Consider the following 17,234-nt stretch of genomic DNA (forward strand, 5'->3'; position numbering starts at 1 on the left):
ATGAAACTAATTCAGAAAATATATACTTTGCCACTATTGGTTATGGCTGTTTTGATAACCAGTTGTGAACGTGACTATGATGCTCCGCCGTTGAACGAACCGGTTTATACTGGCGCGCAGCCCAATACGACTTTAGCACAATTGAAAGAAAAATATAGTGCGGCTACTGCTGAAACTCCTATAGTGATAACGGAGGATTATGTAGTGAAAGCCTATATTACGGGTAATGATGAATCTGGTAATATCTACAAGCAGATTATTGTACAAGATGCTACGGCTGCCCTACCGATACAGTTGGATCAAGGGAATGTGTACACTACCTATCGTCGTGGTCAGGAAGTATTCATCAATCTGAAAGGCATGTGTGTATCCGTATATGGCGGTGAACAGCAATTAGGCTGGCCGGACGCTTATCTTTATCGTATGACGTTTGCTACTTTCCAAGAGTTGGTGAAGAAAAATGGATGGCCATATGCTGATAATGTAAAGCCAGAAGTTATCACGGATATAAGTGTGGTGAATCTTGATGTAAGCAAAATGACCTATCGTCTTGTACAACTCGAAGGAGTACATTTTGTAAATGGAGGGAAAAATACATTTGCTAAAACAGGCGGTTTCGGAGAGGAAACGTTGAAAGATGCTCATGGCAATACTATTACAGTGCGTACAAGTAATTATGCTTCTTTTGCGTATGAGACGTTGCCGGTGGGAACAGGTACGGTTGTTGGTATTCTAGGACGTTTTAATGGAACATGGCAATTGACTATTCCTGCTTATTCAGATGTGTTTGGCTTTGACGGGGTTGAACCGGGCGAAGGAGAAGGCGGTGGCGGTGAAACAGGAGAGACAGTACTGTTCAGTGAAACATTTGGTGAACCGCAAAAAGAAGGAAATTTTTGGCCTTTTTTGAAAGACTACACTGGATATGATAACCCGAAAGAGCTATTCTCAGGTAGTGTTGATAATCTTTCTGCCCGTACGCAAAGTGGTGATGGTAATGTGTGGTTCCCTACAGGGGGGGATTATTCACTTTCCATTGGAAGTATAGACTTGAAGGGGGCTACTAAAGTGTCGTTGATTTACAAAATGGGTGTTAATGTATATCAGCCTACTGATGTGCAGAATATCAATACGCTGAGTGTGAAATGTAACGATACGGATTTGGCAGTACCTAGCAAAGAATTGGCAGGTACAAGTAACCCGTATGTATTGGAAGAGATACGTATAGATGATATTGCCGTATCCGGAACTGCTACGCTGACATTCAGTTGCGCTAGTGCTACCAATGTAAAAGGCATACGTCTGTATGATGTGAGACTAATCGCTCCCGGAACAGGTGAAGGCGGTGGTGGTGATGTAATCGCTCCAGTGCCTGACGGCGAATAATAGACACAACAATTCCCTTATAATCGTAATCTGATGATAAAGAAAATTGTATTGCTACAAATATTGTTGTTTGCCCTGTCCATCGGAGTGGTGGGGCAAACACGTTTGGGCGTGTATGCTGCAGGATTCTATAATCTGGAGAATCTGTTTGATACGGAAGACGACCCGAATAATCCCGGTGATGATGAATTTTTGCCGAATGGCCCATATTCCTGGACTCCCGAGAAGTACCAACAAAAGTTGCGTAATCTGGCGAAAGTGATTGCTAAACTTGCGAGGGAGAAGTGTCCGGGTGGTCCGGCTATCCTCGGTGTGTCAGAAGTGGAGAACCGCCGGGTATTGGAAGATTTGGTGAAAACAGAACCGCTTGCTTCTATGGGATACGAGATTGTGCATTATGACTCGCCTGATCGTCGGGGAATAGATGTTGCCTGTTTATATAATCCCAAGCTGTTTACCCTGCTTTCGTCTAAGGCATACCCTTTTTTCATGCCTTCCAAACCGAATTACCGTTCGCGTGACCAGCTATTAGTAAGTGGGTTGTTGGCGGGAGAGTCCTTTCATATGATTGTAAATCATTGGCCGTCCCGTTACGGTGGTGACCGCTCATCTATTTATAGAGAAGCTGCCGCCGCTATAACCAAACATATTGCCGACTCCATCCATGCGGCCGACCCGCAGGCCAAAGTCTTGATTGTCGGTGATATGAATGATGATCCTACTGATAAAAGTACGAAAGAAGTATTGAAAGCCCGTCGTAAAGCTGCGGATACAGAACCGGATGGATACTTCAATGCAACGTGGCCATTATTTGACAAGGGAATCGGATCACTTTGCTACCAGGATAAATGGAACCTGTATGACCAGTTGATTATATCAGGAAACTTGTTAGGCAAAGACCGCTCTACCTTGAAATTCTGGAAAGCGGAAATCTTTAACCGTGATTTCCTGACAACACAAGAAGGCAAGCGCAAAGGATACCCGTGGCGTACTTTCTCCAGTAATACTTTTATAAATGGATATAGTGACCACTTTCCGGCCTTGATTTATTTTGTGAAAGAAATACGTTAATAGTATTCTTATATATTGTAAATGCATAGATTTGAATAACTTGGTGTTGTTTGAATCTATGCATTTACAGTATCCCTAAGTATGAAAACAACTATTGTAACATCCACTTCCAGGCGGGAACAACAGAGATTGTTATCCCTTCTGTTTCTATCTTTTCTTCCTGTTCGAAGGTGACAATTATACAATTCTTGCAACCGGTAGTCTTGTAAGCGTCTAATATTCCGCCAATTTCCCGTGCGGTATTATGTGAATTTAGTAGCCAGGTGACTTGTATCAGTGAGGAGATATGCTCTTCTGTTTGAATTACGAAATCACATTCTTTTTCTCCTTTGTAATAGTATATTTTCTCATTCGGTGTCTTTTTTCTACGTAAATGAAGATATACAGAATTTTCTAATAGCTTTCCCTCATCTCCACTTTGGGGTAACAATACGGATGAGCGCAAACCATTATCTATTATGTAATATTTGGAAAGAGAGTTATTCTCTATAGAAGAAGTATATTTGGGAACCTTATAAAACATAAAGATGGAGCAGGCATGTTCCAATAGTTCATACAAAGTATCTTTAGCCACCTTTATCCCCTGCGACTTCAAATCATTGAAAACACTATTGGTCGAAGTCGGTTTTGTCAGGTTGGACATGACTCTTTTTAAAAAGTACCGGATCATGCTCGGATTACTCAGCTCATAATGCTCTATCAAATCTCTGAATAACATTGTATTAAAATAACTTTGCAATTCTCGATCTTTTATGGATTGTTCTTTTTGGAGAACAACTTCGGGAAAAGCACTTCCGCCATTATACTCCTTAAAAGTAACTTTCAACTTAGCCCTTCCGCTTTCCGTATAAGGGTCTATATCGATTTTCTTAAACAGGCAGAATTCTTTGAATGAAAGAGGGAATTCCTCATATTCGAGTGGCCATCCCCGAAGAGCGGTAGCTAGTTCTTCCGACAACATTTGTGCATTACTGCCGGATACGTAGATATTCTTACAGTAAGTCTTGAACAGGCGGAGGACAAAAAGTTCCCAGTCTTTAATCATCTGTATTTCGTCAAAAAACATATAGACAGTATCGATAGGGATGTCTGGGTACATTTCCATATAAGCCTGGATGATTTCGTCCAAATCTTTAGTTTGCATATCATATAGACGTTCATCATCAAAGCCTATCCATAGAATTTGTTCTCTACGGACACCGCTTTCTACTAGTGCATTAATTGCCAGCATCATTAAAGAGGATTTGCCACAACGTCTAACTCCGGGGATTGTAATAATCTTCTTACTGTTTAAGGGTAATTCCAGTTCACGTGGGATGACTTCAAAAGGAAGTTCTTTTTGCTTGAGGGCAATAAGTGATTGGAGAATTTGTCTTAGGCTCATACGGCAAATATTTTAAGTTTTCGTTTTCAACGGATAAAGATAGCAAAAAGTTTCCGTTTGAAAAGGAAAGATTTTGAGAAAAGTTTCCGTCTGAGAAGGAAACTTCTGTGATTTGCCATATTCTAACTTTCGCTTCATAGTGATTTCACCAATTCCTCTTTCAACCTATCACCACCCTTCTGAAACTCCCTGTTCATCGTGCTTACAGAACGGTGATAGGTTGTCTCTGACCTATCACCTCATCTATCACCTATCACCGTCCTGGAAAACTGTATATTTATTCTCTTTTTGGCTTGATTCGGACCACTTTATAGACATTTCCCCGTTTGGCATGCACGGAAGGCACTTGATTCCTTTGCAATATTCTTCCGAACTGAATAATATTACAATTTGATATATGTATCCTGCTGTCATGCTGTACCTGTTCCAGTATCTCAATGGCGAGAAGTTGCTCGTATTCTTCCTCGTCTTCCCGGGCAGCCCGGAAATATTGGTGGAATAATTGCTCCGCGATAGGTATAACTTGAAATTCTTGATTGCCTTCAGTCATCACTTTTTCGTCCTCGGTGTCGAACCAGTAGCGCTCTCCTCTGTAAATATCGTGCATCGCTTGCGCATAAAGCTGCTCATAGTCGATGGGGGAACAGTCGATGGGAGCGGTTAAGTAGACGACAATATAGCGCCGGCTGCCGGAAGTATCGGTCAGTAAATCCTTGTGGTTGCTTGTGCCGATGAATGAAGCATAGCGGCGCATCTCCTGCGTGGCTGTGGCACGGGGGCGGCGGGTGTTGACCACCGGTTTTTGGATGATATGCTTCAGGAAAGCCTGTTGGTGCACTCCGTTCTGGTCGAATTCGTCCATGTTGATGAGCGCAAAGCGGTTTAGAGATAGTTCGGCATCCCTTTTGTTGCTGAAGTCGATGTGGTCCGTGTAATATATCTGCAATTCGGACGGTAACAGATTCCGGCAAAAAGTAGATTTTCGATAGCCTTGCGGACCGACAAGCAATGGTACCGTACAATTGGAGTACTTGCGGTCAGTGTGACGCCAGTGAGCTACCATGCTTAGAAACCAACGATAGAACAAGTCAGGCCAGTAGCCATTGTTGCAAGGGACGCGGGCAGCCAGTTCACGAATCCGGTCGCGACCGTCCCAACGGACGTCCACTCCGAAGAGAAAATCCTCGATAGGATTGAATATCGGGATGCGGTCGGAGTTCAGGTAGCGGGCGACGTCCCTGTCCCAAAGGCTGAGTCCTTCCAAGCGGGCGTTCATGGCGATGCTGTTTTGTACCCGGTTGGTGATGGGGCGGAAACAGAAACAAAAAGTGTTCCGTTCGCGATATTCCGTTACGGTTGTCATTGTGTTGTAACGAAATTCGTATCGGCGTTGCATAAATTCTTCCGTGCGAAGCTCCAGTTCCTGTTCTGTTGATAAGGGAGATTTCTGTCCGAATCCTTTGGCGTGGGTATATATGTTTTGTACGGTCTGGCGGATAAGGAACTCTTTCTTTTTGGTGTAGAAATGAGCGATGGCCCAACGGGCAGTTTCTTCTTCCGGTATACCTGCCTGAAAACAATTTTCCGCAAGGCGGACTAACAGTGGCTTGAGGTCTTCGTCAGAATGGAGATGTACGTTGGGCTGGAGTTCGCTTAATGATTGATAAGCCTTGCTTAGGGCGCTCTCGAAGAGGGCGGACAAGGTATCGAAACTATCGTAGCCCGGAATCAACCGTTTGAATGGCGATGTTTCCGCTTGTACGGATTCTTTGTAGGTGGTGTCCGACGGCATTTCCAGCGGTTGACGCATGTAGATGACGGTGGCATCAGAGTTGTAATAAAGTTCCGGGTCGTAGGTTTGCCGGCAGAATTGCTCCAAAGTAGGGTTCTTAAGTTCGATGGAGTAGGAGAGAGCCGGTTGGTACAGGTTGACTGCTTTTCTGTAGGCGTGAGCCTGGAATATTTCCGCTTCTTCCCGAGTTTTGGGTAATGATTTGTCTGGGCGGGTGAATCGCAGCCATATTTTTACGGAATGTCCGCCGGACCCCATGAAGGCGGCAAAAGTTTGCGTAAGTTCTGCCGCTTCCTGCTTCACGCGGTTTACTTCCGTCCGGTTTGCGAGGTGGTTGACTTCTATTTGCACAATGCCGTTGTATTCGGTCATTTGTGCGCCGTTGGCTGTTTTGCGGAAGTTGGCTGCCGGGATGACCTTGGTCAGTCGCTGGGCTTCTTCCAGTGTAGAGTCGGGTGATGCGTAACGTATATTTGTCCGAAGATTGCTAATCGGGCGGGCTTTCGTCTCATGCTTCATCGCTTCTATTTGCAGGTTAATATCCAGCGTCCGCATGGTTGACGTTTCGCCGTAGTCCCGCATCAAAGTAAGTTTCATGTTAAATGTATTTATTGTTTTGTCTTTTTATTAAAGGCTGATAAAGGTAGGATTTATTATCCGGTCTGCCAAGTTATTTCGTGCTTATTATCGTTTAATTATGGGGTCAATCTCCATTATATAAGATTTAATCGGTTACGTACATCCTCAATCGAAATATTCAAGAGAGAAGCTGCTTTTGAAGTTGTTATAATATCACTGGCAATGGCCCTGAATACAAGGCTCACAAAGCGTTTGGGTTTTTTCTCTTGAAATCTGGATGCAGTAACCAATCTTTTAAATCTCTCGTCTTGATTTTTCTTGATGTAGTAAGTGCGGCATCTTGCTTCTGTTATAATGTTGAGCTCTTTGGCTTTCATCATCATGGCGTCAATCGAGATGCCATACAGGATTTGTAGGTCTGTCAGTTCATTTAATGATATATCTTTTCTGTTTTCTCCGATTATGCCACTGAAGACACAACTTGGAATCAACATTTCGTTAGCGAAAACGGTGCAAAGTCCTTCTCTTTGTCTGGAACTTAATGCCGGGTCAAAACAGGTATTAAACAAAAGATGTCCCAGTTCGTGCAAAGCAGTCATTCTGCGACGTTCGGATTGTTCGATGTTGGAGTTTAAGACAATGATAGGATATTTATCGTTAACCATGCCACTCAAACCGTCGAATCCTTCCGGTGCATCCACGTCTATAACTTTAATGAAATGTGTTTCCAACATTGCCTGGACATTATTGATGGCATCTTTGCCCAATTTCCATTCTTCGCGGAGACGGATAGCCTGCATTTTAATGTCCTGTGCATTGGAAATGATAGCATTGGAATAGGCAGTGGGTTGAAATTTATTTTCCAATCCTAAGATGTTTTCTATTTCCAGGTAACGTTCTACTTTATCACGTATCTTTTCCTTTATAGCATTGGTCTCAAATACTTTAACTTTATTCTTCTTTCTGAAACTGACCTCAAATTCGTCCAGTTCAAATAAGAAAGGACGGAAAAAATAGTCCGGGTCTAAGTTTAATGCATGGGAAATAGCTATAAGGACGGAGCTGTCCGGCATCATTTTCCCGTTCTCATATTTAGAAATAGATTGCTTGCTAATCAGATTGCCGATTTTTTCGCAAAGCATATCCATAGACCAGCCTGCCATAACTCGTGCGCTCTTTAAGCGTTTTGCGAAAATCTCTTCTATCTTCATATCGGTAACCTTTTATTGGTTTACAAAAATACGAATAATTATCGTGATGTCAACCAAAGTGTGCATCTTTAATCTCTGATGTATATAAGATTAATAATATTTAATGTATTGTATGTGCGATAATTAGCTTTAATGGGAACTGGGGCATTGGGGATATTCGAGGGCTTTAGTGCTTATTCTTTATTGTTTTCTATAAGGGTGTTAAGTTCAGACCGTAGTGGAACAAAGTGTTCCAAGGCTTGAAACACTTCGTTTCACAGTGAGAAACACTTCGTTTCAAGTAATGAAACACTTGGTTTCAAACCTTTGAAACTTTAGTTTCAAGGGTTGGAAACTACAGTTCCAAGCGCTTGAAACTAAAGTTTCCTGCCGGGGAAATACTGGTTTCACGGCAGGAAATGGAATGTATCCCCTGTTGATACTTTTGTTTGCACGTGGACTTCTGTTTGTATGCCGGTTTTGATTTTGGCGGACGGTGATAGGTGATAGATAAGGTGATAGGTTACCAACAACCTATCACCGTTTTGTAAGTACGATGGATAAGGCGTTTCAGAAGGGTGGTGATAGGTTGAAAGAGGATTTTCACTTTTGTATATAGTAGAGAGGGGAATATACGGAACTTTTTGCATTTATTCCTATATTTCCACTGCACTTCAAAAAAACATATTCTTTATCCTGTCGGTTGTCGGTGTGAGATTCCCACGCTTGAACCGATAATTATTACTTATTAGACTGATATTCAATCATAATATAGAGTTCTATCTCCTTATTGATACCACAAATATCCCATTGTTTACAAGATTCCCAAAGGACAACAATAATCCCTAATATGGGATTCTTTTATATGAATAGTCTGATTTTCTTTAAGAATTTCGGACATTTTGTTGTTGCGCTGGAGGAAATATTGTACTTTTGCATTCAGATTAGTAACAACCATGGGAATAATACTGACTAAAGAGATACGCAATACTATTGAAAGTAATGGACCTAACAAACTCTATATGGTTCAGGACTTTGCCCATCTGAATAATGATGGGCTGGTTACTCGTGCTCTTTCCAGATTAGAAAAGGAGGGCGTTCTGATACGTCTATCGCAGGGTATATATTTATATCCGTCAAGAAACAAGTTCGGAATACTGCGACCATCTATAGAAGAAATAGCATACGCCGTTGCGGAAAAGGATAAGGCTCGCATAATTCCTTCCGGATTGACTGCATTGAATAAGCTCGGACTCTCAACCCAAGTTACAATGAATGCCGTGTATTTGACAGATGCAGCAGCAAGGGAACTTACCATAGGAAATCGGAAAATCATTTTCAAAAGAAGTGTACCTCGTAATTTTGCATATAAAACAGAACTGTTTCCATTGATTGTCGCAGCTATGAAAGAACTGGGAAAAGGAAATGTAACTGACGAACAAGTAGAGATTATAAAACATGCAATCAGTAAATATGGGGATGATGAAAACATTAAGAGTGACTACAACATGGCTCCATTATGGATTAAACAAAGACTTGCGCTATGAATAATTGGACAAAACTTACAATAGAAGAAAAACTTACTATCCTATCTAATGTGGCAGAATCCAAAGGAATAGTAGATAATGCTGTTGAAAAGGATTATTGGGTTAGTATGGTATTGCGTGCTATTTTCACTCTGCCATACGCTACTGCTTTTGTATTCAAAGGCGGAACGAGTTTAAGCAAAGGTTGGTCATTGATAGAACGATTTTCTGAAGATATTGATTTGGCAATAGACCGCCAGTATTTGGGATTCACCACTGTTGATACCAAAAATCAGCGAACTAAATTACGCAAAGATTCAAAGAAGTTTATCGACACCGTTTTTGCCGTAGATATAGCCAACAAATTAAATGAATTGGGTTTATTTGACCATTGTAAAGTAATTGTCCCGGAAACCTCGGTAAGTGACCTCGACCCTGTTGTAGTACTTATTGAGTATGATTCAATCCTACAAAATAAGATTCAATATATTCCGGAGCGAGTTAAGATTGAAATAAGTTGTCGTTCTCTTATGGAACCGTCTGAAAGGATAGAGATTCGTTCGATGATAGAGGATGCTTATCCTGATGAAGAATTTTCTTTATCTGCATTTGCTGTTCCAACAGTTGTTCCGGGACGAACATTTCTGGAAAAAGTGTTTTTGTTGCATGAAGAGTTCAATCGTCCGAATGGTTGCACACGCATAGAACGTATAACTCGCCACATGTATGACATTGTCAAAATGATGGATAAGCCGTTTGCCTCCGAAGCAATGAACAACAAGATACTGTATGAGGATATTGTGTCGCACCGTAGTCAATTCACCGCATGGAGCGGTCTTGACTATGCCTCACATTTGCCACAAACGATAAATTTTGTTCCTCCTACACATATAATGACTGCATTACAGGATGATTACCGCCAAATGCAAATTGGCTTCATCTATGCAGAAGCACCATCATTTGATGAAATTATGGAGCAGTTGCAGGAGTTGCAGGACAGTTTCAGGTCATTGGAGTGGGAGAATAATTGTTGACAATATGGCAGACATTCATGTTGATATAAACGAAACTGAGATTTTCAATCTTTATCCCGAAGTATTGGAAGCTCTACTCAAAGACCACACGACAGGACGAAATATCTTCTGGGCCACGGATTCGTATGCACATAAGGGCGAGGGGTTTCAGTATAGCGACACCATAACAGTAGAACATATCATTGGTGAAAATGGAATGGTGATACAACCACGTGCATTGAAGAGCAAGTGCGAACAGACAGAGCGTACAAAGGGAATGGCAGAGGTATTTACTCCGTCATGGGTCTGTAATGCTCAAAACAATCTTGTGGACGAGGCTTGGTTCGGAAGAAAAAATGTATTCAACACTATTGACGATACGCGGCATACTTGGATAGCCAATCCTGACAGAATTGTTTTTCCGGATAATAAGACATGGAAGTCATACATACGGGCAACAAGAATGGAAATTACCTGCGGAGAAGCTCCTTACCTTGTCAGCCGTTATGATACTACAACAGGCTCTCCAATAGAATTGGGACAACGCATCGGAATGCTTGACCGAAAACTGCGTGTGGTCAGTGAAAACACCGAGACGAGTGGTGAATGGCTTGACATGGCGCAGGAAGCCTATAAAAATATATATGCCTACGAATGGCAGGGTGATAATTTGCTTTTGGCTCGTGAGGCTCTGCTGATATCCTTTGCGGAATACTATTATGCAAAATTCGGGAAAATGCCGTTGGCAAAGTCCATGCTTTATATAGCCTATATCATTTCTTGGAATGTCTGGCAAATGGATGGACTTAAAGGAGTTGTACCAGACAGTTGCAAGAATGGTGTAAAAGTTGAGATACAAGACTTGTTCGGAGTGACTGAAAATATGAAATATTGTTTAGGATGTCGCGATGGAGGATTCAGAAACCATAACGGGATTTACTGCTTGATACGAGACTGGGGGGTGAAAGACCCCAAAACGAGAGAGAATAACAGAAAAATAAGGTTTATAGACCTGATAAAATAAAAGTTGTATGATATGGCAACATTTGAAACCAGCTTAAAATCCAGACTGATATATGTCTTTGCCATTCCCGACGAATGGCATAAAGATTGTCTGAAAGTGGGAGAAACCACATTGGAGGAGGATGACGGAAACTTCCCTTTGCCAAATAGTGAAGTTCTTAACAAAGCTGCATGTGACCGTATTGACCAATATACGAAGACGGCAGGTATTGCTTACAACCTACTCCATACGGAAATGACCGTGTTTTTCAAAGGAGGCACAATCAGTTCTTTCAACGATAAACAGGTACACAGCGTGTTGGAGCGTTCAGGTGTGAAGAAAAAGACGTTTGATACGGTAAAAGGGGCAAACGAATGGTTCTGTTGCGACCTTGAGACAGTCAAGAAAGCGATACATGCGGTTAAGAACGGACGAAACAGTCTGAATGCAAGTGATATCAGCTATACTCAAACTCCGATAATTTTCCGTCCGGAGCAGCAGGCGGCCATTGACAAGACAAAAAAACAGTTCAAGAAAGGGTCTCAAATGCTCTGGAATGCAAAAATGCGTTTCGGCAAAACTCTTTGCGCCCTGCGCGTGGCAAGAGATTTAGAGATGCGACGTACTATAATCCTTACCCACCGTCCTGTGGTTGATGAGAGTTGGTTTGAGGATTTTGGCAAGATATTTTATGACCGTACTGACTATCATTATGGTTCACGTACAAAAGGAGAAGACTTTGCTTCCCTTGAACGGCTGGCAAAAAAAGGAGACAGGTATGTCTATTTTGCCTCAATGCAGGATATGCGCGGTGCCCAGTTGGTCGGTGGAAAATTTGACAAAAACAATGAAGTGTTCTCCACTGACTGGGATTTTTTAATTGTGGATGAAGCCCACGAAGGAACACGTACGGAATTGGGAGAGTCCGTTATCAAGGAGTTGACAAAAGCAAATACAAAAGTACTTAAGCTTTCAGGGACACCATTCAATCTGCTTGATGATTACACAGAAGAGGAAACTTACACATGGGATTACACCATGGAGCAACGTGCCAAGACTGAATGGGACTTGTTGCACATGGGCGATCCTAATCCGTATGCTTCTTTACCTGCCATCAATATTTACACCTACGACCTCGGAGCGTTAATGAATGATTATTCCGAGGATGAAAAGGCTTTTAACTTTCGTGAATTTTTCCGCACAAAGGATGATGGGATGTTCATTCACGAAAATGATGTAGACAACTTTTTGTCACTGTTGTGCAAGGAAGATAAGGAAAGTCTTTATCCTTATTCTAATGAGCGGTATCGTAGCATATTCCGCCATACGCTTTGGGTGGTTCCGGGTGTCAAGGCTGCCCGTGCGTTGAGTGCGAAACTGAAAGCGCATTCTGTATTCGGCTGCTTCGAGATTGTCAATGTTGCCGGTAACGGTGATGAAGACGAGGAAAATGCAGACGCTTTGCAAATGGTAAATACGGCCATAGGCAAGAATCCTGACGAGACATTCACCATAACCTTGTCCTGCGGACGATTGACTACAGGTGTGAGCATAAAGCCATGGACGGCTGTATTCATGATGGCGGGGTCTTATAGTACATCTGCGGCAGGTTATATGCAGACCATATTCCGTGTGCAGACACCGTTTACCTATAAGGGACGTATGAAAGAGCAGTGTTTTGCTTTTGATTTTGCTCCCGACCGTACCTTGCGAATGTTGGCTGAAGTTGCCAAAGTCTCGGCCAAGGCCGGAAAGGTAACAGAGGAAGACCGCAAGATTTTAGGCGATTTCCTGAATTTCTGTCCTATCATATCCATTGAAGGCTCGCAAATGAAGCTATACGATGTAAACAAGATGATGGGACAACTCAAGAAAGCCCAAATAGAAAAGGTGGTACAATGTGGATTCGAGGATGGGGCATTGTACAATGACGAGTTGCTCAAACTTACCGACATAGATTTAGCAGACTTCAAGAATCTAAAAGGCATCATCGGAAAGACCAAGGCCATGCCCAAGTCTGGTGATATTGATGTTAACAAGCAAGGTTTTACAAACGAGGAGTATGCGGAAAAAGAAAGACTTGAAAAGAAACCGAAACGTGAGCGCACTCCTGAAGAGCAAGCCCGGTTGGACGAATTGAAGAATCGGCATAACCAGCGTAAAGATGCCATCTCTATCCTGCGTGGTATTTCTATCCGTATGCCGTTGCTGATATTCGGTGCTGAGCTGAAAGACGAAAACGAAGAGATAACCATCGACAACTTTGCCAACCTTGTGGACGACACTTCTTGGACAGAGTTCATGCCCAAGGATGTAACTAAATCCATCTTTGCCAAATTCAAACGCTTCTATGAGCCGGATGTATTTCGTGAAGCAGGTAAGCGCATCCGTGCCATGGCTCGTGCTGCCGACAAGTTCACCATAGAGCAGCGCATTGAACGTATTGCCAGTATATTCAACACGTTCCGCAATCCTGACAAGGAAACGGTATTGACACCGTGGCGTGTAGTCAATATGCACATCAACGATTGTTTGGGTGGTTGGTGCTTTATGGATGAAGAGTTTAAGCAACCATTGGAAACACCGCGTTTTGTGGACAAGGGGGAGGTGACGCATTCTGTATTCAAGACGGACAGTCTGATTATGGAAATCAATTCAAAGAGTGGTCTTTATCCATTGCTTGCTGCCTATAACATTTACCGTAACCGTTTGGAAGCAGCCAAAGAGAAATATGGAGAAGTCAGCAATGCCTTTTCCCTACAGTTGTGGGATTTGACCATTGAACAGAATATCCTCGTGGTATGCAAAACTCCTATGGCTCGCAGCATTACGCACCGCACACTCGTTGGTTTCCGTGACACGGAAGTACATGCTGAATATTATAAGAACTTGATTGAAAACATATCCCAAAATCCAGACCTTGTGGTGAACACGCTGCGAAACGGTAAAAACTTTTGGGGCATAAACGAAAACAAATATATGACTATAGATGCCATTATAGGAAATCCACCGTATCAATTGGTAAATCAAGGGGCGGGCAATGGTGCCGATCCTCTATATCATCTGTTTATAGACCTTGCCATGCGCTTAGGGGAGAAGAGTACGTTGATACATCCTGCACGATTTTTGTTCAATGCAGGAAAAACCCCTAAAGAGTGGAATAACAGCGTGTTGAACAATCCGAAGTTTAAGGTTGTAAAGTATTGGGCAAACAGTACGGATGTATTCCCAACAGTAGATATAAAAGGAGGTGTTGCAGTAACTTATCACGACAAAAAAGCAAACTTCGGCTGTATTGGTTTCTTTTCTGCTTACGAAGAGTTACGTACCATTTTATCTAAGGTGAAAGCAAAAGAAGAAGCAACAATATCTTCCATTGTAGGTCCTCGTGAACTCTATCGTTTGACAGATACTTTGTATCAGGATAATCCCCAAATGGAGGGTCGCCAAAGTACAGGTCACAAATACAGTCTGGGCGCCAATATCTTTGATATATTTCCAGAATTATTTTCTGACACCTGTACGGTCAATGAAAGCGAAATGGCGGAAATATATGGAAGAGCCGATAACAGACGCTGCTTCAAATGGATTAAGCGCAGATATATTACCCAACCTGATAATTTCGAGAAGTATAAGGTCATCATTCCCGAAGCCAATGGTACCGGAGCAATCGGAGAAGTACTATCCACACCGCTTGTCGGCGTGCCAGTTGTCGGCTATACAGATACATTTATTGGCATTGGAGCATTTGATACAGAAATCGAAGCCAATGCTTGTTTGAAATACATTAAGACAAAATTTGCTCGTACAATGTTAGGCACATTGAAAGCCACACAGCACAACCCACGTGAGACTTGGGCAAATGTGCCGATGCAGGATTTTACGTCAGAGAGTGATATAAATTGGGACGCTCCTATCTCTGAAATAGACAAGCAACTATACTCCAAATACCGACTCTCTGACGAGGAAATTCAATTCATTGAGCAGAATGTCAAATCAATGGCTTAAATATGACTACTCCATCGGCTTTATCATTCTTTCGATAAAGCCGATTTCTTTATCATCTAAGCCGTATTTTCGATAAAGCTGACGGCCAATATCTTCTATTGATTTACTCCAGTCAATATCGCTTGAATTTGTAAAGTCTTGAAGTGGAACAAATCTAAAACTCTCTTTTCGAATATCCATAGTAGGTAGAGCTTGTAACAATAAGAAACGAACTACTTTAGTACATAAATATTTGTACAAATTGTTGGCTTCAAATTTTGTGTCAAATTTGCCCATTACGATATATGACTCTGTACAAACTTCACCTGGCAAAATAATTTTGGTTGTAGCAAGAACTTTTACTTGACCATTCTCATCACTTTCACCCAAATGTCCGGATAAAGCTTTACCTGTTATGACATTGTATTTATCTATGTAATCTAAGCAGGCATTGATCTCTTTTCTTGAAATGAAACCACTGCTTCTGCTCGAATGTACCAATACATCTGTGCCATTCTGCTTATTTTCTGTTCCTCGTATATATGTTCTAAGGCCAAACGGCTTGTATTGAGCTACTATCTTAGAAAAACTTTCAAAGCTATTGCTTAAAATAATTTTATGCAATATGGCAATAGCTTCATTGTATCTTGGAAATATATCATATTGAAGAAATTCATTTAATTGTCGCTTAGTGGCAATTTCCACTTCATCAATAGCATTTACAAACATAGCAACATTACTATTGTATTTTTTTGACCATCTGAAAAAACATACTCCGCCACTGATATTTGCCGTTGGAAAAACTGTCTTTGGATTAGGGAAATCTTTAATGTAGTCAAGATGTATTTCATTAAGCATCATTTTTCTAAAGTCATCCAATCCTCTTCCTCCGCCATACCATTTTGCAGGCATAATCATAGAAATATAGTTTGGATGCATATCTTTTGCTATACATACAAATTTATTGTATATAGGCATTGCTGCTGCTCCATTTCCTCCTCCATCAACTACCTGATATGGTGGATTTCCTATAATGGCATCTGTCGGAACAACTCGGTCTATCTTATTAGTACAGACAACTTATGTTTTACTAATAATTAGAACTGATATGAACACAACTGATTTTAAAGTATTCCTGAAACAGGAAAACTTAGCTCAAAACACTGTTACAGCGTACTTGCATGCCGTGAAAGATTATTTTACGCATTACAAGGAACTGAACAAACGAAATCTCATAGCTTACAAAAGTCATCTGACAGACAACTTTAAGCCAAAAACGGTAAATCTCCGCATATTAGGCTTGAACAAATATTTGGGATATATAGGTAAATCACGGCTACGCATGAAAACCATAAAGGAGCAGCAACGTACTTATCTTGAAAATGTTATCAGCAATGCTGATTATGAATTTCTTAAAAACAGCTTAAAGACGGAGAAAAACCAGACATGGTACTTTGCTGTGCGCTTTCTTGCCGCTACCGGGGCAAGAATAAGCGAACTGATACATTTGAAGACTGAACATATCTCAACAGGGTATTTTGATATTTACACAAAAGGTGGCAAGGTACGCCGTATCTACATTCCGAAACAACTATGTACTGAAGCTACCAAATGGCTGTCAGAACAAAGCCGTTACTGCGGCTATGTTTTCTTAAACCAATACGGACAGCGACTCACCACCAGAGGAATTGCTCAACAGTTGAAAAACTACGCAAGGAAATATGGTATGAACGAAAAAGTAGTCTATCCACATTCTTTCCGTCATCGCTTTGCTAAGAATTTCTTGGAGAAGTTCAATGATATTTCATTGTTAGCAGACCTGATGGGGCATGAAAGTATAGAAACTACTCGCATTTACCTGAGGCGTAGCAGTGCGGAACAGCAAGAGATTGTAGATAAAGTCATCACTTGGTAAAAGACAGATGGGAATCTTGACTATCTCGTTCCACCCTTATAGCAAGGGGGGCAAACCACACCCTTTCACCGCATTTTTTGATGGGGTGGTTTGAACCCACCTCATCTTTCCATATTTAATGAAGGAGTCCGTTTCAACCGAATCCCTTAAAGAAAAATAGTTTATCTACCTCGCTGTTGGCTTTTGTTCTCCCTAACCACCGCTACCTGTTTCAATTATGAACTTGTGCCTGAGGCTCAGATATCATCATCTATCAATTCATAGATTCTAGTCTCGTCATTGGCAAAATTTTGCCAAATTTTATCTACACATGCCGACTTGGGGTATTATATTTAACGTGAGTTCGATATAAGGGTTAGAATTATTTATTTGAAAATTAGGAACATAG

11 protein-coding genes are annotated in these 17,234 nt (G+C 41.5%); 7 read left to right on the forward strand and 4 right to left on the reverse strand.

What is annotated here, in order from left to right; translation table 11 throughout:
• Both RDN93_RS06805 and RDN93_RS06810 read left to right on the forward strand, forming a co-directional pair.
• On the forward strand, nt 1-1,386 hold the full coding sequence (locus RDN93_RS06805) for a DUF5689 domain-containing protein (RefSeq protein ID WP_308744794.1): 1,386 nt from the start codon (nt 1-3) through the stop codon (nt 1,384-1,386).
• 33 nt (nt 1,387-1,419) lie between these two features.
• Nucleotides 1,420-2,457, forward strand: coding sequence for an endonuclease/exonuclease/phosphatase family protein (locus RDN93_RS06810; RefSeq protein ID WP_308744795.1), 1,038 nt, complete (start codon nt 1,420-1,422; stop codon nt 2,455-2,457).
• Between the two features lie 91 nt (nt 2,458-2,548).
• Here the strand turns inward: RDN93_RS06810 and RDN93_RS06815 are convergent, their stop codons facing one another.
• The 3 genes from RDN93_RS06815 to RDN93_RS06825 form a co-directional block, all read right to left on the reverse strand.
• Nucleotides 2,549-3,841, reverse strand: a complete 1,293-nt coding sequence (locus RDN93_RS06815) for an ATP-binding protein (RefSeq protein ID WP_308744796.1) — start codon at nt 3,839-3,841, stop codon at nt 2,549-2,551.
• A 277-nt stretch (nt 3,842-4,118) separates the two neighbouring features.
• Entirely contained in the window at nt 4,119-6,230 is a 2,112-nt protein-coding gene (locus RDN93_RS06820) for a BT4734/BF3469 family protein (protein ID WP_308744797.1), read from the reverse strand.
• 116 nt (nt 6,231-6,346) lie between these two features.
• On the reverse strand, nt 6,347-7,423 hold the full coding sequence (locus RDN93_RS06825) for an XRE family transcriptional regulator (protein ID WP_308744798.1): 1,077 nt from the start codon (nt 7,421-7,423) through the stop codon (nt 6,347-6,349).
• 935 nt (nt 7,424-8,358) lie between these two features.
• Here RDN93_RS06825 and RDN93_RS06830 point away from each other — a divergent pair.
• Genes RDN93_RS06830 through RDN93_RS06845 form a run of 4 tightly spaced genes read left to right on the forward strand, consistent with a single transcriptional unit; the run spans nt 8,359 to nt 14,952 of the window.
• Nucleotides 8,359-8,949, forward strand: a complete 591-nt coding sequence (locus RDN93_RS06830) for a DUF6088 family protein (protein WP_118172397.1) — start codon at nt 8,359-8,361, stop codon at nt 8,947-8,949.
• Nucleotides 8,946-9,962 carry a nucleotidyl transferase AbiEii/AbiGii toxin family protein gene (locus tag RDN93_RS06835; protein WP_308744799.1) on the forward strand — a complete coding sequence of 339 codons (1,017 nt, stop codon included), beginning with the start codon at nt 8,946-8,948 and terminating at the stop codon, nt 9,960-9,962. The genes RDN93_RS06830 and RDN93_RS06835 overlap by 4 nt, the downstream gene beginning before the upstream one ends.
• Before the next feature lie 4 nt (nt 9,963-9,966).
• The gene (locus tag RDN93_RS06840) at nt 9,967-10,965 is read left to right on the forward strand and encodes a restriction endonuclease subunit M (RefSeq protein ID WP_118172393.1); all 999 of its coding nucleotides are present in this window, start codon (nt 9,967-9,969) and stop codon (nt 10,963-10,965) included.
• A 12-nt stretch (nt 10,966-10,977) separates the two neighbouring features.
• A complete protein-coding gene (locus RDN93_RS06845; RefSeq protein WP_308744800.1) occupies nt 10,978-14,952 on the forward strand; it encodes an Eco57I restriction-modification methylase domain-containing protein in 3,975 nt (1,324 codons plus the stop codon).
• Nucleotides 14,953-14,958: 6 nt separating this feature from the next.
• Here RDN93_RS06845 and RDN93_RS06850 read toward each other — a convergent pair whose 3' ends face one another.
• Nucleotides 14,959-15,993, reverse strand: coding sequence for an Eco57I restriction-modification methylase domain-containing protein (locus tag RDN93_RS06850; RefSeq protein WP_118172389.1), 1,035 nt, complete (start codon nt 15,991-15,993; stop codon nt 14,959-14,961).
• Nucleotides 15,994-16,039: 46 nt separating this feature from the next.
• On the opposite strand from RDN93_RS06850, the gene RDN93_RS06855 reads away from it, so the two are divergent.
• Nucleotides 16,040-16,846 carry a tyrosine-type recombinase/integrase gene (locus RDN93_RS06855; RefSeq protein WP_118172387.1) on the forward strand — a complete coding sequence of 269 codons (807 nt, stop codon included), beginning with the start codon at nt 16,040-16,042 and terminating at the stop codon, nt 16,844-16,846.
• Nucleotides 16,847-17,234: the final 388 nt, after the last annotated feature.

Source organism: uncultured Bacteroides sp., from assembly GCF_902491285.1.
Lineage (GTDB): Bacteria > Bacteroidota > Bacteroidia > Bacteroidales > Bacteroidaceae > Bacteroides.